Genomic DNA, 16561 nt, shown 5'->3' with positions numbered 1-16561 from the left:
CCAGGTTTTCTTTATTACCTCAACTAAAAATAGCCAATAACTCTTTAACCGGTCGACGTAAATCCGTCCGACAATTGATATACCGTGATACAGGGAAACTTTTAATTTTTGCTTTGCTGTAATGATAGCGGGTAAATTCAGTATCATGATTTGATAAGATAACCGGAATACCTTTCGCTGCCGTTTCTTTGGCTAACTCAGTCAGCTCAATCTGATCTTCTGTAGTAAATAGTTTTTGGTTATAAGGTAGGAGCTTTGTTTTTTCTGAGAGCGGCACATAAGGTGGATCGCAATAAATTACATCACCTCGTTCAGCTTGCTCAAAAGTCTTTCTGAAATCTTGATGAATAAATTGAGTGCTTTGGCATTTTTCATGGAACAATTGCATTTCTTTATAAGGAAAATACGGTCTTGTATAAAGTCCAAAGGGAACATTATATATGCCTTGAGAGTTATAGCGGCATAAGCCATTATAACCATGGCGGTTTAGATATAGGAATAAGGCTGCTCTTTGAGAAGTATAGGGCGCCTGATTAAACTCGCTGCGAAAAGGATAATATTTCTCTTTGCAATTAAATTCAGGGGTAAAATAGCTACGGCACTGCTCAATAAACTCATCACCCTCCTGTTGCAGATAAGTAAAAAGATGTACTAAGTCCAAATTACTTTCTGCTAACAAATAAGACGAGTAAGCCGTATTCATAAAAATAACCCCTGAGCCGGCAAAAGGTTCAATTAAACGCTGGCCCGCAGGCAGAAAGGGGATAATTTTATCCAGACAATTATATTTACTACCTGCCCACTTTAGAAAAGGTCTTATTTTGATCATAATTTTATGGGGGATGAATTCAGAAGCAAGTATTGCTCATTTTGGAGAAAAAAAACAGGATTTTATACCGGGCCTTCATGTTTTTTTGAGGGACCAGTGAACTTCTTAAGATGCTTAAGCTATCTATGTTGATTGGAGGCTAGTCGATAAGTGAGTAATTTGCAGGTTGGTTCCCTGCAAAGCCCAACAATCACACTTATTGCCTACACCTTGTTCTAAAGTTTCGCCGGTAGGCTCGTCAATACGTTTAGAAATGTCACGGGCTGTTTTTGAGAATATACCCAAGGTAGAATATATTCCATGAGCAATTCGTGCTCCTGTAAGATTGCTTAGAAACTTAAATATTTTATCTTCTGGTGAGAATATAGCGTGAGCTAACTCTTTTAATTGAGCAGTTTGCTTATTTGTATTGTGACCATTAAAGAGGATACCTAAGGAGTCTTCGTGGAATTTCCTAAGATCTGTTATTTCTTGAGTGCTTTTTGCTTGTCGTATTCTTTCGACGAAATATTTATGTAGTTGATTGATCAAGTAGCATTCACGTTTGAATTTTTCTTGGTCTTTGATAAATTGCATCTCATCTCATCTCATCTCATCTCATCTCATCTCATCTCATCTGCAACTGCGCTGGGAACTAGGTTATGAACTTGAATACGCGTGTTGTCATGAGTAAGCTTTTCTATCTAGAGTGTTTTACCACCGAAGCCATATTCCGCCCAGGAGTTGATAGTAGTTTATTTTTTAATTCTCCTATCACTCGATCAGCAATCTCAGATTGTTCTTGATAGTGTTTTTTTATGCTTATTAGTGTCCCTTCATCTGCTTCAATGGCTGAGTTAGGTATTCTGGCTGAGTATACATCTGGCGACGGAAGGAAGCAGTAAGCCTTGGGATTCGCGTAAACAGTTGCGTTCTCCATGTTATACCACGCAGTGGGCTGTAAAGCCCAGCAAATGCAGTTTGCCCAACTGCAATGCTCGACTTGGCAGCCTGCATCGGCTGGTGCTCAAAAATTAGCTTTACATGCTTAAGACAGTTTCATTAGAGGACTCTAAATAAAGATCGGCTTTGAGATTTTTTTGTAATGAATCTAAAGCTGCTAATGTTTTTCTTAGCGCAGCGGATAGGGGGCTCATTGTTATTGCATTCCAAATAGGGTGTTTTCTTGCATAAAGAACATCGGCATGGCTTATTATGGTGGATGTTTTTTGATAAAAATCACTTAGTTCGTCTAGGCTTGTAGCGCGTAGCAATTCTTCTAATAGGCACTTATATTTCTCTTGTAATGCCGTTTCTTTTTTGGAAATTGGAATTGGAGGATTATTAGAGTAATCATTGAAATACTTTTCTAAGGTAGGGCGAATAGTATTGAGGATGCGCGCAAAGTACATGCGTTGGGTGATTTGTATGAATGCCGCATCAACATTCCTTTTTTTTAGTCCCGATGTTTCTAAATACGCAATATTTAACTTTTGAGCCTGCTGTTGAGCTTGTTCCTCTGAGACCCTGCGCTTTTGTGTTAAATCTGATTTACATGCTATGAGCATGATAGGGAGGTTCGGTTGTGCTTCCCGCAGCTTTTCGACGTAGTTGCTTACTCTGATCAATGAAAATGGATTGGTTACATCAAAGCAGACTAGGGCGCCATTGGTATCCGGAAGGTATCTTTTAACCAAATGCCAAAGGCCAGGGTCTCCTCCGGCATCCCAAATTCTTAAATCAAGCTGCGTGTTAAAAAGAAAAAGAGAACGTACTTTTTGATCAACGCCGCAGGTTGCATAATAGCAGTCAGGGTCAAGTTCCTCGACAAACTTTTGCAATAAAGTTGTTTTTCCAACGGCACGATCACCAAGGAGCAGGAGCTTAAAAAAACTATTTAGGTCTTGTTTTTGCTGCATCTTACACCTCACATCTATTTGTACGGTTGATTACCGAGCTATAACCGCTGCAGTCATACGAACAATACAAGTTTTTTTCCCTGCTTCGTTAGAAATAATAACTTCCCAAACTTGAGTTGTTTTGCCGATATGGATTGGGGTGGTTACTGCTGTGACGATGCCTTCTTTAACCGCACGCAAATGATTGGCATTGATTTCTAGGCCAACACAGTAATAGTGTTGTAAGTCCACAACCCCATTCGCGGCAGTACTGGCAATGGTTTCAGCTAAGGCAACATTGGCTCCCCCATGCAGAAGGCCGAGCGGTTGTTTGGTCCGTTCAGTTACCGGCATGGTAGCTTTTAAAAAATTATCGCCTATTTCGACGAATTGAATACCAAGAAATTCAGACATGGTATTTTTCCCAAACTCATTCAGCTTTTCGAGAGAAACTTCTTTAAACCAAATAGCCATTTTGATCTCCTTTCTTCCTTTAGATAAGATAAACTGTATTATAGATAAAACCAATAAGAATCTTTTATGAATAATCAATCCTGCATGCGTTGTTTTATTTCAGGTAAGGTGCAAGGGGTTTGGTATCGTTTCTCGACGAAAGAACAAGCCCTACAATTAGGAGTTAATGGCTGGGCTCGCAATTTGCCTGATGGTCGAGTTGAGGTTTTTGCTTGCGGATCACAGGAAAAATTGGAACAGTTGTATCTTTGGCTGCAACAAGGGCCACGCTTGGCTATTGTGAAAGACTGTTCTCGTGAGGATTTGCCTTGGGAAGAGTGTGAGGGGTTTTATACTTTTTAAGTGAAAATGTAAAGCTATGTCATCCTGAACACCTCCCCAATGTGGCATTGCCGCTATGGATTAGCATGTACCCTATTAAGGAGGTCCTTCATCACAATACTTCAGGATGACATCGTTTATTACCGCAAAGCAATCCCGGCAATATCCACGAAATACACATTTTGGCTGGCTAAGCCGATTTCATGCTTATTGATAATAAACCACAACGCTTTTTGAGTTTGATAGATATTGCGAATAGAAAAGCCATTATCCCAGCAGGAGTCTGGTTTTTGTTTTAAAGTTAATTTGTTGACGCCATTGAACCAAAATTCCAGATCAATTGAATTTGGATTCTCTGAGCAATATTCAGAGGGAATACTTTTTACCATGAATTTTTTTGTACCCCCATTGATAATATCAACCCAACCGGCCACCGACTCTGGTCGATTATCAGTAATTGCCATATGTGCTTCAGAGATGTATTGATTTTCTAGATCAATCTCATATTCTTTTAAAACAGTACGGTTTTTTTCCAGAAGGTGGTCGACCAGATCGGCAAGTTCTTTTTCATCCCCATCCATACGATAAGCACCATCTTGGAACAATGGCTCTTCTACTCCTGCTTTTTTAATAATTAAGCTTGCAAAAGGAGCATGTGAGGAGGGGCCGAAATGGGTCAGCATAAATGCCGCGACTGTGCCCTCTCGTGTGGTGCCAACCAGCGCATAGCGGGCAATTGAGGGTGGTGCTGCATGAGCTTGATTAAATAAGAAAAATAAAACTAACACTAAATAAAATCGTATAACTTGAATCATATATCGTCCATAATTGATAATCCGACTTAAACCAATCTTGAATTTTAGCCATTATCGCCATGAGGTCAATAGTGATATATTCCAATCTGCATTTCGAAAGGGAAAAAATGTCTATAATTAACTCATAATTGTTTTTGTTTAATGGAATTGCCATGACCCATCGTGTTATTCAAAAAACGGTAGATATTTATCAATATCCAAAAGAGTTTGAAGGAAATTCGGGCTCTGTAACTATTGGCGATCTCCATGGAAATGCGGTTAAATTACTCCATTTTGCCTTACGTCATGATGTTGTTAAATTTAAAGCCGGTGTAGAAAACCCTGAGCAAAGCTTTGCTAATTTCGTTGATTTATACGATAAAATGGGTGCTGCGGTTGAAGTTATAAAAAATAGCGAATTCACAATAAAATCACAACAAGACCTAATGGGTCGCCATCGGAAAAATCTAGATCGGCATGCAGAATTAACCGTTAAGGCAGAGCGAACACCAGAGGAGGATAAGGAGCTAGCCTCTATAAATCCTGAGCAATTGAAAGGATTTATAGTTGGTAATGAGCAAAAAATTTCTGAAGAAAGGCAAAAAATAAACGATAGTAAGAAAATATTACCGGGTCTGGTTGACGAGTTTCATCAGTTTTTAGGACAAATTGAAGTTAAAGATAAAAAAGCAGTGGTCCGGCTTATTGGTGATGAACTTGCTGACCGAGGCAGTAATGACTATTTTACCCTGCGTTTCTTGGAGTTATTAAGTGATAATGGCGTTAAAATAAATATTACTATTTCTAACCATAGTAATGAGTTTGTTACAGCATATGAGAATCTACTTAAGGAGCGGGGACTCAAAGCAAGAGGGGATGTTTCTGATCCAGATAAACTATCTTTCTTAGGTTTGAAATTGTTGGTTGACGAGGGCATAGTTCAAGAGTCTGCTATCACTGAGATGGTCGAGAAGGTCTATAAACCTACCTTAAAAGTCATTGATTATACTTTAAGTGATGATGGAATTAACTTATTTACACATGCCCCAGTGCGTTTTGAGATTATTCAACATGTGGCTAACAAGCTAGGGGTGGTTTATGACGATTCAACCAAAGAGGCATTAGCCGCGACCATTGATAAGATAAATGTTAAATTTAGCCAGGCTGTTGCAGAAAATCGCATTAACGAACTATGTGATACGTCCAACATTGGAATATTAGAGAATTTAACTCCTCAAGAAATGGCGGCATCACCTTTAGTCAATCTTATCTGGAATCGATGGTCAGCAATGGCGGATACAGAAGATGCTCGTCCCAGCGAGAAAAATGGATACACAATTGGCTATAACCATGGGCATGATCCCTATCAAAGTCAGTTTGAAAATGTTAATAATTTGGATACTTCATGTGGGAAAGGTGCTCCAAGACAAATTGCAAAGAAATTGGCTGAAGCGCAAGCAGTAGTGGATTCACCCACAGAATCCCCTGAAATTAAGAAACTGGCTCAAGGTTATATTAACGGGGTAAATAGTTACAAAGTACTTGATTCTGATGAGAAAAGTATGGAGCATCAGTTTACGCCAGAAGCAATTGATAAAGAGTTTAAACAAAAGAATCAATCCTTTTTTGAGGCTTTATTTGATAAAGTGGCTCAAGCAGCCAAAAGTGTGGTTGACGGCGTTAAAGGCTTATGGGGAAAAGTCAAAGAAACGATTTCTAATTTGGTTAACCCGGATGCCAAAGAAAAACCGCTTCAAGAGGCTTTGGCGAAAATGAGGCAAGAAGTCCAAGTGTACGAAGGTGCACGAAACCGGTTGGAGTTGTTTTTAAATAATGTAACTGAGAAGTCATATTCCTATGCTGATGCCAAAGCCGATATGGCCCTAATGAAAAATGGTGCTGCAAATATAAAAGAAATGACTATCCCCCAGGGAATGGAGGCATACGCAAAGCAATATGAATTTGCAAAGAATGTGAGTGATAAACTAAATTGGACAGCCTATTCGGAATGCAACAAAATTCAAAAAGGTGAGGTAACGTATAATAGATTATCTGAACGCTTCGACGATGCTTTAAGGAAAATAGCACAACAACAAAAGCATGAGCCATCTTCCTGGGCTAGAACGCAGCCACAAGAACGCCATAGTTTAGTGGTGAATGATAAGCCCGGCAGCACCATAGACGCCTCCCATGAGATTAAAGACGCACTGCACATACATAAAGAAACGGATGGAAGAAGCAACAATGAAGACGAGCAAGAGCAGATTTCAATCAGTAACCCATAATCCTATGGGCATAAAGTTGAGGATGGAGCCAGCCTGCTCAGGGAGCAGGGCTACTTACCCAACCCAAAGCAGTCGATCTCGATTATGAAAAAGTAAACTGCTTCAGGATAACTTTTATGGACTCAAATTTTGTCACTATATTTTTAGGTTTTATTGAGGGATTTGGTTTAATTATTTCCCCATGTATTTTACCCATTTTACCGGTATTTCTTGCTGCTTCATTAACAGGTTCTAAAAAGCGGCCTATTGGTATGATCATAGGTTTTACTTTCTTTTTTGCCCTATTAATTTTTTTCTCTCGTCAATTAGTAAATTATTTAGGAATTAATTTTGAGGTCATACGCAGCATGGGCTATATTTTTCTGCTGCTCTTTGGTTTGATTATGCTTTCTGATTACTTAACTGAACAATTCAGCAGGATAACTCAAAAGCTTGCTCAGGTTGGCTCGATTTTTTCTTCTTTGAATAAGGCTGAAGGAGGCTTTTTCAATGGAATTCTTTTGGGAGGATTAATTGCCATTATTTGGACTCCCTGTGCGGGCCCTATTTTGGCTGCAATTATTGTACAGACGGTGGTGCAAAAAACGACTCTGCTGAGTTTTTTCACGCTGCTGGCTTTTGCTTTAGGGGCTGTCATTCCCCTGTTTATTCTTTCCCTCTATGGGAAAAAAATAATGAGTACTTTTATCTTTTTTAAAACACGGGCTGCGTTGTTTCGTAAATTATTGGGGGCAATCCTGATTGCCAGCGTAGTGTATATGATCTATTTCGAAAATACTTCCGCATCGACTACCATATCGACGGGAGTTAAAACGTCTAACGCCTTAATTGATGGTTTATGGCGCCCATATCCTGAGCCACAGATTGCTGGAATTGCCACTTGGATCAATTCAGGCCCTTTGAGGCTAAATGATTTGCAGGGAAAAGTTGTTTTAGTTGATTTTTGGACCTATTCTTGCATTAATTGCTTACGTACTTTGCCTTATATTAAAGCCTGGTATAACCGATATCATGACAAAGGGTTAGTTATTATTGGGGTACATACACCTGAATTTGATTTTGAAAAAGATGTGGGAAATGTCCGTGCTGCAGTTCAACGAGATGGTATTCTATATCCGGTCGCGCTTGATAATCAGTATAATACTTGGATTAATTTTAACAACCATTATTGGCCTGCGCACTATCTAATAAATAAAAAAGGAGAGGTTGTTTATGAGCATTTTGGGGAAGGAGATTATGATGTCACTGAAAATAATATTCGTTATTTATTAGGCATTAATGAACTAACCACCTTAAAAAATGAACCAGCACACGCAGCTCAGGCATCGCAAACACCAGAAACTTATTTAGGATATGAGCGCGCAGATTCTAATTTTAGTCCTAAACTAATAAAGAATAAGGTTTTTCAATATCAATTTCCGCTGCAATTAGTCGAGAATGGTTGGGCTTTAAATGGAGCATGGCAAGTTAATGCAGACAGTATTACCGCTGCAAAAGCATCAGCCGCATTGAAAATACACTTTAATGCCCGCAAAGTATTTTTAGTCATGGGGACGAGTACTGGCAAAGCAATTAAAGTGAATGTAGTACTTAACCATAATCGGATAAAAAATATTTTAGTTGATAAATATTCAATTTATGAGGTAGTAACTCAAGCACAATTTTCTAGCGGTGATTTGGAAATTATTGCTACAGAACCAGGAATTAAAATATACACGTTTACGTTTGGCAGTTGATTATTTAAGGAAGATGCTTATGCCTCATATAAAAGTTAATGATATTTCAATGTATTACGAAATTTATGGCCAGGGGGAGCCTATTGTTTTTATAGGTGGATTTACTGCAGATCATGTTGTGTGGAGTGCAACAATAGGTCATTTCAAGGATTATCAAGTTATTTTATTCGATAATCGGGGGGCGGGGCAAACAGATGCTCCCGATGGTCCATACAACATCGAGCAAATGGCAGATGATGTTGCTGCACTATGTGAATCATTAGGAATTTTGCGCGCACATTTTGTGGGTAATTCTATGGGCGGTTTTATTTTACAAACATTGATGATGCGTCATCGTGATTTGGTAAAATCAGCAACTATTTCTAACTCTGTACTAAGTCCTCGTGCACCATTTCAAATTTATCTGGAGGCACTTCGCGAATTACGGAAAAGCAACGTTTCAGATGAAGTCCTAATCAAAATGGCCTGCAGCTGGTTTTTTTCTTATCAGTTTCTCGCTCAGCCTGGAATGCTGGAAGTATTAACGCAAATGGGCGTGAAAAATCCATATCCGGTTACTGAGAAAGGCTTTGAGGGACAATACGCTGCTTTAGATAAGTTTGATTCGAGTTCATGGGCCCAGAAAATTAATGTACCGACTTTGGTATTGGCAGGAGATCAAGATTTGGTTTTTAGAGAGGGGTTGGTAAAACAGCTTGCTGCTTATATTCCCAATGCACGATATTACTGTTTTTCCGAGTGTGGTCATTTGCCGCAAATAGAATATCCAGAAAAATTTGCCGAGTTTGTGGATATTTTTATCAAAAGTTTGAATTAATTAAACCCGATGCTGGTAGCCCCGCATCGGGGGGGCACGAACGGTGTTTCCTGGGGTTGTGTCAGCCCAGCCTGCCGGTATTTCTAAAGTATAGAGACTATGGTTGACCCACAAAATGTTGAGGACTCAAATTCTCATACATTGCTGAGGCTTCCCCATACACATCCTCAGGATGACGTGCTGCCTACATCCGTCTTCTCCTTGACCTCTTTTTTAGCAATAAAAATAATTTTAGTCACTTCAGCAACAACTTCACCGGCTTCGTTAGTAATCTCGACCAAAAACTCAGGCTGAATTTTTTTCTTTTCTTCTACTTCTTGGCGAATTTGTTCAACCTGCTCTAAAGGTAATGAGAATTTGGCATAAATAGTACCTTTAGCGGGTATCTTATAGCGTATCGAAGCTGATTTATCCCAGACAATATACCCTTTACCCAATAATTGCATAAACATCAGCATGTAAAAGGGATCTGTCATGGAATACATTGAGCCACCGTAGTGGGTGCCTACATAATTTTTATTCCAAAAACGCATTTTCATTTGTACGACAATGTTGGTGAAATCAGGGCTAAAACTTTTGACACTGATTCCCGCACCCCAAAAAGGTGGCCATATTCGCATTAGTTTTAATAGAGTTGAAAATTTCATAAAGTACTCACTCAGTGGTGGTATTTTCTTAAATAATTAATTATAGATTAACACGTAAATGAATATATAGAACAAGCTGAGATTGTGTTACCATTTTCCCCTGGCTACTAAATTATCAAAATGTATGGAACCTGATATTATTTTTATTGGCGCAGGCCCTATCGGGCTTTTAGGCGCAATTCAATTAAAGCTGCAATGTCCTGAAATAGAAATCAAGATGTTTGAAAAGTACAAAGAACCTTTGCGTACCCATGCAATGTATGTAAATCCTAGCTCGTTTGCTGGAATGGATCGAAGCGAAGGATTTGGCGATATTCTTGATGCGATCCCCTCCAAGGTAATCATTAGTGATTTAGAAAAAACCTTAAGAGAATTTGCAATAAAAATTGGTATCGATATTCAATATCAAGAAATTAAAGAGTTTAAGACTTTGCAAGAGCAGTATCCTAATACCCATTATTTTGTGGGTAGTGGAGGGTTACGAGGCATTATTCACCCACAAGTTTTTCTAGGTAAGAAGCAGATTAATGAAACGCTACGCTATGCCGTTGAAGTAAAGTATAAAGTAGAGGGGGCGGTTCGTTCTTTAAATAAGCTTACCGAGTTGCCTGGAGTATTGGCGAATACAGAGCATGTAGTTTCTGAATATGTTGGCCACCTGAAGGATGGGCTTACCCCAGTTTCGTTGAGAATTTTTATCTCAGAGAATGATTATGAAGTAATGCAGAGGGCTACCTTTAAGTCACCTTATACGCTTGAAGACAAAGCGAAAATTCCTGAAGATTTATACACAACGATAACTCTTTATTTAAAAGCCAGAGAGCATCTTGCTAAAGAGCAAATCAAAGAGGGCAGTTTAAAAATTTCATCAATTACGATGTCTATTTATGCCAGTAAATCTTTTTGTACACAGGTTGACGAGAATATAATATTTCAACTCGGGGAAGAGGCTTTTGCTTGCCCTTTTTACCGTAGTTTTAACGATAATGCGTGTTGTGTTCCTTATTTTGCTAAAGCTATGACGGCCTTATTTAAAAAGCAGAATATAACGGCTGAAAGCAGTTCCAGTTTAATGTTTAAACCAACAATAGAAGATCCGCTTAGCTATTATTACCGTAAAGTACAAAAATTAGTTCAGCAAGAAATTTACACTATTCATGCTTTAAATTTTGGTTTAAAAGTGATTGAATCGTCGTTTGTTTCATCTCGATCTACACCTGAAATATCCTCCTCTAAGTTGTATACGACGCAAGGTGGGAAAGAATTTATGGGGGAGGTGAAGAGGATAAAACGGGAGAAGGATGGTGATGAATCAGAACCAACTTCAATTAGTAGATGTGTTTTGATGTAAACTTAAACTACTTGGCTGGATGGCTATAACTTGTAGGTCGGGCATGGACCCAACCTACAAGCTATTAATATCATTATTAAGTTCTTTAATAATCAGCATCACCGCATCATCCATAATTGTTCTTTTTGTCTCACTGTATATGAGATCAAACAATGGACAGGAGCTTTCATCTATATAGCCCATTGGCTCTATTGAACTGATATCTCTCTTGATTTTAGAAAGGATGTTTTTTTTATCAAATGAGAGATGTTCTAAGCCGATAAGTTTATCAATGGTATTAATTAATGCTGAGGATTCAAACGCCATGAAAATGCGTTCTTCCTTGAGTTTTTCTTTGATCAGCCGCCGCATTTCTGGAGATGCTTCATTTTGGAAGAAAAGATACTTAGAGTAAACAATTCCCTCCGTATCTTCTTTGATTTTACTGGATATTCTTATTGCCTCAGCGGTACTTTGATTCCTTAGAAAATCCCCAATGCGTTTAATTAAGATGCTATTAAATTGATGATAATTGTTGTCTAATTCACTTGTGATTGAGCTAATAGTCAAAAGTTTCGCCCGCACATCAATAATGCAATAGAAGATAAGAACTACGGCGGCATTAATAAACGTTTCCGAGATGATGGTCAAAAAATTTTCATTCAATGTGAAGAGCGGAAAGCTATTTTTAAATAAGCTAAAGGTTAAGCTTGGTTTTGATGTCTCGGTCACAATAAAAATGAAATAAAAAACAAGACCTAATATAAAATACTTATGTCGAACTATCTTTTTCCAGAGCATTTCTTAGAGATTACTTTCTTAAAGTTTAAAATTATGGAGGAGAAAACTCAGCCAACAATGTACTAATTATAATTTAATGTGGCGCATACATCTAGGGGGTCTTTACAGATAGGCACGAAATTTTCCAGCATACTCATACAAATTTTTAGATAAGTTTCCCCTAATCTCCTAGAGTTTTTTATGGAGCTTCGATGAGGGTATAACTAATACCGATAATAAATCCAGCATTCAGTGAACTCACTAATGAGCTATTGAGGCTTTACGATTGGGATCTGCTTAATCCCCGAGGTTTTAAAATGATTTATTTTTGCACAACTAGGGCTATGCTATTATATTATCATAATAGTACAATAAAGATTCAAATGTATATTAAACGATATGGTGAGGAAATAAGCTTAGAGATAAGTGAATAAGGGAGGGTCAACGATAGTGAGGGCACTTCATACTATATTACTCACAATAATTCTGGCCACCCGGCCTTAGCTGTGTTTGCTGGGAACATTTTTAAAAAATTATTAGGCGACTATCAACCTAGTTATTATTTGACCTCAGATATTGGGAGAGCCTGTAATCTACTAGAGGAATTCGCACTTTTTCAGTTATCGCAAAGCTCTCTTCTTAGTGTTGCATATAAGGGGTCTAGTTATCCTTTTAGCAGGATTAAAAATTTTTCTGCCATCATTATCGCAGGGTATTATTTGGGTGAAGTTGATTGGGATAATTCTAATATTGGGTTTGTTCCTGCAAAGGGTGATGATACTAACCACTATGATTTAGTCGCAGTGAGAATAGATCCTGGAAATAGTTTTCAGTTTAACCAAGTAGCAGTCTTTAATGTTGATCATTTTGAAGAGGTCTTGGATGATCCATTTCGAATGATTATCGGTGGTATTAATTACCAAGCATTTAAAGATGGACACACAGAAGGAATTAATGATTATTATTTTAGTGATTTATTTGAGGATTTGTCAGCGACTGGTAAGGAGTTAGATGGCTTAGAAGAGAATGAGCAATTGGATAGATCTCATACTACGAACGGAGTATTAGCCTCTTTAAATAATCTTGGTTATCGAATTCCTGAGCTTAAAGAGCTGCTTAATAATACTCAAGAAATTGAAGAGGTAATGAAAAAAATCACATACTTAGAAGATGGTGTGCTTGAATATCTTGCCGAAGAATCTGGTTTGAGCCAAAGGAAATAGACAAAATAATGGGCCTTCTCAAAAACCGACGCTCGCTTACAAATTGTGCTGGATGAATCTGATTAAGATGGGGGCACTTTCGTGGTGAGCGGGTTCGGGTCATGTAGGTACATCGTGGTGCCAGCATCGGCGATTTGTTGTTCATAAATGAGAACCAGAACATTTCCTTGATGTACCTCTAAATGAATTTCTGGTGCTTGAGTTCGGTTAAAGCATGAGTTTGTTCCTGGGAAGCTTAATTGGGTGGCATTAAGTTCCCATTGTAATCCTTTTGACGAGAGGGTGGCTTGTGGGATCCCCATTAATGAAATTTTGGTTTGAAGAGGCAACCCGCAATTTAATTGTGAGTTTTCATTAAGAACCAAACCTGTTATTGGTGGTGAATACAAAAGACAATTTGTTTCTAGAAAAATATTAATATTATTTAATATGTGATCTAAATAGCCCCCATTAACTCCGACAACAATCGCAGGTAATAAGTCTTTTTCTTTTAGGTAAGCTAATGCTTTTTGATAATCATTACTGCTTTGATCAGGGAGGCGTAAGTGAGAATGGCTGTCCAATAGTTCAGGGTGAACGGAATCCAAATCACCGATAATTAACTCAGGATGAATACCAAATCCATGCAGGCTATTTGCAGCACCATCAGTAGCAATTATTGGTAGATTCATTTCAATGAAGAAGGATGATGCGGGTAACTCACCATTAAGGCATAAAATAGAGCGATAGTCGGTTAAATTAAGGGCGTTGAACATCATACCGTCTCTTTAATAGGATAAGGAGGAGGCTAATTAATAAACCCGCAATATTTGAGCTAATTACGAAAAAGGAGTTCGTGCCACTCCCATATATAATCCATGCTATAGAACAAATTAGATAGTTAATGAGCATTAACATTGACAAATCTTGGGTGGATTTAGTTTTAACGGATTTGATAATTTGCGGTAATAAGCCAATAAACGAAGTAATAAAAGCAACAATACCAGAACACATAATAAGAGACACATTTTCCTCCGCTCAGATGAATGAGATCAGGTTCAAAGGGTTGGTTTATCCTCTCAGCCAGATTGCTCATGGCACCCCTAATGTACAAATATTATTCTATCATGAATGAAGCTAAGTGCCAATTAGAAAAATTTGGTAGGGGTTTTCCACGATGAGGCTAATCCTATTTGCAAGAAAACCTCTTAACTTGTTAGACTAATGAAACGATGTGTCTTATTTTAGGAGGCTGCCTTATGATAACGATCGATCTACTTAAAAATCATCTACATACGTTACCGGATTTAGCAAAAATATGGTACGACGGACTAGGACGTATCTGGTTGCCTGAGGTATCTTTAGACCAAGCCGCTGAACGTTTTCGTGATCATGCGAACTCCGATACGATGCCTCTGACTTATGTCGCACTTCATGAAGGCCAAGCGGTTGGCATGTGTAGTTTACGTGAAAACGATGGGATTCGGCCTGATTTGACGCCGTGGTTAGGTTCACTTGCAGTGGATGAAGTTTATCGAGGGCAGGGTATTGCCCGTCAATTGGTAGAGGTTATCAAGCAAGAAGCAAAAAAATTTGGCTTTAGTACGCTGTATCTTTTTGCGTTTGATCACACAATTCCTGATTACTATCAATCTTTAGGATGGGAAATTATAGGAACAGATCAATTTAAAGAGCATCCGGTAACAGTCATGAAAATATCTGCATTCTAATCGGATGATTTCATTCATATTTTGATTATTTTGTTTTAATTTTTTTGCAATTGGAATAATTGTATACTAAATTTATTTTCACTAGCGAAAATTATTTCACTAGTTTAAAAATATAATTTAGGAGAAATTCTAATGAATAAGGATATTTTTGAAGGAAATTGGAAAGAAATCAGCGGCAAAATGAAACAAGTTTGGGGTAAGCTGACTGATGACGATCTTAAAAAGATCGAAGGTAACCATGAAGAGATCTATGGTAAATTGCAAAAACACTATGGCTATACCAAAGATGAAGTTAAGAAATTAGTTCATGATTTCCAAAAAAGAAAATTTCATTAAAAGTTATTGAAGGAACACGTCATGTCATCCTGATTGCGACGAAGGATCTTCCGAGATGGGCATCGAGCCATATTCAGGAGCTCCCTCATCCTGTCGGGATGACGTGTCGCCTTAGAGCAGCCGGTCCTTGTCCGAATCACCATTTAATACATAAGCGCAATAATAAGCAACCCTGTGGCAATAAAACCGATTAAGGCTAAGCTTGAGTTCCCACCAGGGATGAGATGGCCTTCTGTAGCCATGACGCAAGTTTTTCGACCTTTCCATGCCATAATTGCTGGCAAGAGTAATAATAAAATTACACAGCAAACCCCGGCATAGCTTAATGCATGCAAATAAATTCCAGGATTCAATAGCACTACGGCTAAGGGTGGAAGAAAAGTTAAGGCAAGAATGTATTTACCTTGGCTTCCTGATTTTTTTAGTTTTAAGCCATCAGCGAGAAAATCAAATAGTCCCAACGAAACCCCTAAAAAAGCGGTAAGCATACAGATGGAGGTAAAAAATCCAAAAAAACCACTAATCCATTGGCTTTGTACGGATTGGCTTAATGCTTCTGTTAAGCCGCTCGTTGCATGTTCTGAACTCATTAGGGCGATTAAGCCGTTCTCACCTTCACGTGAAACAACCCCCATGATTACCGCATCCCAAACGATATAGCAGGCTAGGGGGATTAATGAGCCTAAAAGAATTACTCGTCTTAATGAGCGGATGTCTTCACCAAAATAATCTCTTAAGCTGGGAATAATTGATGCATAACCAAAAGAAGTAACTAAGATCATTAATGTTCCTGTAAAGGCACGCGCGGAACCCCCCGTTAATCCTTCAGAGGAGGCATGGGGACTGATAATGACCACAAGTAAGGCATAGACACCTAATTTACCAAACATTAATCCACGATTGACATAATCTACGGAGCGAATTCCTTTATATACAATCAAGCTAAAAAGTATAGTGAATAGTATGGAGGTAAGGCTCGTGGGTAAATTAATACCTACCTTATGCAGTAAATTGTTAAATACATCACTTCCTCCGGAAATGTAGGCAGAAAGTAAGGTGTATAGTAAAAACAGATAGGTGATCCAAGCAATAATTTGTCCAGGCATACCCAAAGTTGATTTTGCCATAGAAATCATATTACTACCTGCTGGGAGGCGCAGATTGACTTCGAGAACCAGAAGGGCGCCTGCAGTCATGACTAACCAACAGAAAAATAAGAAGAAAATAGAATTAGTAAAACCTACTTCCGCTGTAGATACTGGCAGAGCAAGCATTCCACCGCCTATTGATGTACCTACAATGAGTAATATCCCGCCGATTAATTTTGAATTGGTCATGTGATATACACCAAAGATGTTCAAATATAGAGCAATATGCTACTTTATTTTTCATTCAAAGTCAAT

The 16561-nt window shown here is 38.3% G+C and carries 19 protein-coding genes and 1 riboswitch; of the genes, 9 read left to right on the top strand and 10 right to left on the bottom strand.

Translation table 11 applies throughout. The features are described from left to right. Positions 1–19 precede the first annotated feature (19 nt). Together E1P08_RS05035 and E1P08_RS05030 are read right to left on the bottom strand one after the other, a co-directional pair. A complete protein-coding gene (locus E1P08_RS05035) occupies positions 20–829 on the bottom strand; it encodes a Dam family site-specific DNA-(adenine-N6)-methyltransferase (protein ID WP_133135893.1) in 810 nt (269 codons plus the stop codon). Positions 830–952: 123 nt separating this feature from the next. After that, positions 953–1405: a hypothetical protein gene (locus E1P08_RS05030; protein ID WP_133135892.1), complete on the bottom strand. Its 453-nt coding sequence runs from the start codon at positions 1403–1405 to the stop codon at positions 953–955. A 273-nt stretch (positions 1406–1678) separates the two neighbouring features. On the opposite strand from E1P08_RS05030, the gene E1P08_RS17720 reads away from it, so the two are divergent. Next, positions 1679–1846: a DUF4113 domain-containing protein gene (locus E1P08_RS17720; protein WP_133136005.1), complete on the top strand. Its 168-nt coding sequence runs from the start codon at positions 1679–1681 to the stop codon at positions 1844–1846. 2 nt (positions 1847–1848) lie between these two features. On the opposite strand, the gene E1P08_RS05020 is transcribed toward E1P08_RS17720, so the two are convergent. Beyond that, positions 1849–2727, bottom strand: coding sequence for a GTP-binding protein (locus tag E1P08_RS05020; protein WP_133135891.1), 879 nt, complete (start codon positions 2725–2727; stop codon positions 1849–1851). A gap of 30 nt (positions 2728–2757) precedes the next feature. After that, positions 2758–3180 carry a hotdog fold thioesterase gene (locus E1P08_RS05015; protein ID WP_133135890.1) on the bottom strand — a complete coding sequence of 141 codons (423 nt, stop codon included), beginning with the start codon at positions 3178–3180 and terminating at the stop codon, positions 2758–2760. Positions 3181–3246: 66 nt separating this feature from the next. Here E1P08_RS05015 and E1P08_RS05010 point away from each other — a divergent pair, with 66 nt between their 5' ends. Continuing rightward, a complete protein-coding gene (locus E1P08_RS05010) occupies positions 3247–3522 on the top strand; it encodes an acylphosphatase (protein WP_133135889.1) in 276 nt (91 codons plus the stop codon). Between the two features lie 119 nt (positions 3523–3641). Here E1P08_RS05010 and E1P08_RS05005 read toward each other — a convergent pair whose 3' ends face one another. Beyond that, positions 3642–4316 (bottom strand): hypothetical protein, encoded by a 675-nt coding sequence (locus E1P08_RS05005; protein WP_133135888.1) that lies wholly within the window; start codon positions 4314–4316, stop codon positions 3642–3644. Positions 4317–4468: 152 nt separating this feature from the next. Here E1P08_RS05005 and wip point away from each other — a divergent pair, with 152 nt between their 5' ends. From wip to E1P08_RS04990, 3 genes are all read left to right on the top strand, one after another. Then, complete coding sequence (gene wip / locus E1P08_RS05000; RefSeq protein ID WP_133135887.1) at positions 4469–6580, top strand: Dot/Icm T4SS effector Wip; 2112 nt, start codon at positions 4469–4471, stop codon at positions 6578–6580. Positions 6581–6696: 116 nt separating this feature from the next. Then, entirely contained in the window at positions 6697–8316 is a 1620-nt protein-coding gene (locus E1P08_RS04995) for a cytochrome c biogenesis protein DipZ (RefSeq protein ID WP_133135886.1), read from the top strand. Between the two features lie 19 nt (positions 8317–8335). Next, positions 8336–9133, top strand: a complete 798-nt coding sequence (locus E1P08_RS04990) for an alpha/beta fold hydrolase (protein WP_133135885.1) — start codon at positions 8336–8338, stop codon at positions 9131–9133. A 167-nt stretch (positions 9134–9300) separates the two neighbouring features. Here the strand turns inward: E1P08_RS04990 and E1P08_RS04985 are convergent, their stop codons facing one another. Further along, entirely contained in the window at positions 9301–9780 is a 480-nt protein-coding gene (locus tag E1P08_RS04985) for a DUF4442 domain-containing protein (protein ID WP_133135884.1), read from the bottom strand. Between the two features lie 124 nt (positions 9781–9904). Between E1P08_RS04985 and E1P08_RS04980 the strand changes: the two genes are divergently transcribed. After that, positions 9905–11131, top strand: a complete 1227-nt coding sequence (locus tag E1P08_RS04980) for a hypothetical protein (protein ID WP_242602367.1) — start codon at positions 9905–9907, stop codon at positions 11129–11131. A 54-nt stretch (positions 11132–11185) separates the two neighbouring features. Here the strand turns inward: E1P08_RS04980 and E1P08_RS04970 are convergent, their stop codons facing one another. Continuing rightward, positions 11186–11761, bottom strand: coding sequence for a hypothetical protein (locus E1P08_RS04970; RefSeq protein WP_133135882.1), 576 nt, complete (start codon positions 11759–11761; stop codon positions 11186–11188). Between the two features lie 635 nt (positions 11762–12396). Between E1P08_RS04970 and E1P08_RS04965 the strand changes: the two genes are divergently transcribed. Next, the gene (locus E1P08_RS04965; protein ID WP_133135881.1) at positions 12397–13113 is read left to right on the top strand and encodes a hypothetical protein; all 717 of its coding nucleotides are present in this window, start codon (positions 12397–12399) and stop codon (positions 13111–13113) included. Between the two features lie 62 nt (positions 13114–13175). Here E1P08_RS04965 and E1P08_RS04960 read toward each other — a convergent pair whose 3' ends face one another. Both E1P08_RS04960 and E1P08_RS04955 read right to left on the bottom strand, forming a co-directional pair. Further along, positions 13176–13871: a thiamine diphosphokinase gene (locus tag E1P08_RS04960; protein ID WP_423202192.1), complete on the bottom strand. Its 696-nt coding sequence runs from the start codon at positions 13869–13871 to the stop codon at positions 13176–13178. Then, positions 13852–14106 carry a SemiSWEET family sugar transporter gene (locus E1P08_RS04955; RefSeq protein ID WP_242602379.1) on the bottom strand — a complete coding sequence of 85 codons (255 nt, stop codon included), beginning with the start codon at positions 14104–14106 and terminating at the stop codon, positions 13852–13854. Before E1P08_RS04955 ends, E1P08_RS04960 begins: the two co-directional genes overlap by 20 nt. After that, positions 14105–14207, bottom strand: a riboswitch (TPP riboswitch). Its footprint overlaps the gene before it by 2 nt. Positions 14208–14351: 144 nt before the next feature. On the opposite strand from E1P08_RS04955, the gene E1P08_RS04950 reads away from it, so the two are divergent. Both E1P08_RS04950 and E1P08_RS04945 read left to right on the top strand, forming a co-directional pair. Next, positions 14352–14822: a GNAT family N-acetyltransferase gene (locus tag E1P08_RS04950; protein ID WP_133135879.1), complete on the top strand. Its 471-nt coding sequence runs from the start codon at positions 14352–14354 to the stop codon at positions 14820–14822. A gap of 132 nt (positions 14823–14954) precedes the next feature. Beyond that, the gene (locus E1P08_RS04945) at positions 14955–15158 is read left to right on the top strand and encodes a CsbD family protein (RefSeq protein WP_133135878.1); all 204 of its coding nucleotides are present in this window, start codon (positions 14955–14957) and stop codon (positions 15156–15158) included. A 143-nt stretch (positions 15159–15301) separates the two neighbouring features. Here E1P08_RS04945 and E1P08_RS04940 read toward each other — a convergent pair whose 3' ends face one another. After that, positions 15302–16495, bottom strand: coding sequence for an amino acid permease (locus E1P08_RS04940; protein ID WP_133135877.1), 1194 nt, complete (start codon positions 16493–16495; stop codon positions 15302–15304). Positions 16496–16561 lie beyond the last annotated feature (66 nt).

Origin of the sequence: Legionella rowbothamii (genome assembly GCF_900639985.1) — a bacterium.
Lineage (GTDB): Bacteria > Pseudomonadota > Gammaproteobacteria > Legionellales > Legionellaceae > Legionella > Legionella rowbothamii.
Note: the sequence above shows the minus strand (reverse complement) of the source record. Positions and strands in the feature narration are given on the sequence as shown.

Excerpts from the sequence above, each read along its gene's own strand:
- E1P08_RS05035 (WP_133135893.1), bottom strand. The coding sequence starts at position 829 with ATGATCAAAATAAGACCTTTTCTAAAGTGGGCAGGTAGTAAATATAAT.
- E1P08_RS05030 (WP_133135892.1), bottom strand. The coding sequence starts at position 1,405 with ATGCAATTTATCAAAGACCAAGAAAAATTCAAACGTGAATGCTACTTG.
- E1P08_RS05020 (WP_133135891.1), bottom strand. The coding sequence starts at position 2,727 with ATGCAGCAAAAACAAGACCTAAATAGTTTTTTTAAGCTCCTGCTCCTT.
- E1P08_RS05015 (WP_133135890.1), bottom strand. The coding sequence starts at position 3,180 with ATGGCTATTTGGTTTAAAGAAGTTTCTCTCGAAAAGCTGAATGAGTTT.
- E1P08_RS05010 (WP_133135889.1), top strand. The coding sequence starts at position 3,247 with ATGAATAATCAATCCTGCATGCGTTGTTTTATTTCAGGTAAGGTGCAA.
- E1P08_RS05005 (WP_133135888.1), bottom strand. The coding sequence starts at position 4,316 with ATGATTCAAGTTATACGATTTTATTTAGTGTTAGTTTTATTTTTCTTA.
- wip (WP_133135887.1), top strand. The coding sequence starts at position 4,469 with ATGACCCATCGTGTTATTCAAAAAACGGTAGATATTTATCAATATCCA.
- E1P08_RS04995 (WP_133135886.1), top strand. The coding sequence starts at position 6,697 with ATGGACTCAAATTTTGTCACTATATTTTTAGGTTTTATTGAGGGATTT.
- E1P08_RS04990 (WP_133135885.1), top strand. The coding sequence starts at position 8,336 with ATGCCTCATATAAAAGTTAATGATATTTCAATGTATTACGAAATTTAT.
- E1P08_RS04985 (WP_133135884.1), bottom strand. The coding sequence starts at position 9,780 with ATGAAATTTTCAACTCTATTAAAACTAATGCGAATATGGCCACCTTTT.
- E1P08_RS04980 (WP_242602367.1), top strand. The coding sequence starts at position 9,905 with ATGGAACCTGATATTATTTTTATTGGCGCAGGCCCTATCGGGCTTTTA.
- E1P08_RS04960 (WP_423202192.1), bottom strand. The coding sequence starts at position 13,871 with ATGATGTTCAACGCCCTTAATTTAACCGACTATCGCTCTATTTTATGC.
- E1P08_RS04955 (WP_242602379.1), bottom strand. The coding sequence starts at position 14,106 with ATGTGTTCTGGTATTGTTGCTTTTATTACTTCGTTTATTGGCTTATTA.
- E1P08_RS04950 (WP_133135879.1), top strand. The coding sequence starts at position 14,352 with ATGATAACGATCGATCTACTTAAAAATCATCTACATACGTTACCGGAT.
- E1P08_RS04945 (WP_133135878.1), top strand. The coding sequence starts at position 14,955 with ATGAATAAGGATATTTTTGAAGGAAATTGGAAAGAAATCAGCGGCAAA.
- E1P08_RS04940 (WP_133135877.1), bottom strand. The coding sequence starts at position 16,495 with ATGACCAATTCAAAATTAATCGGCGGGATATTACTCATTGTAGGTACA.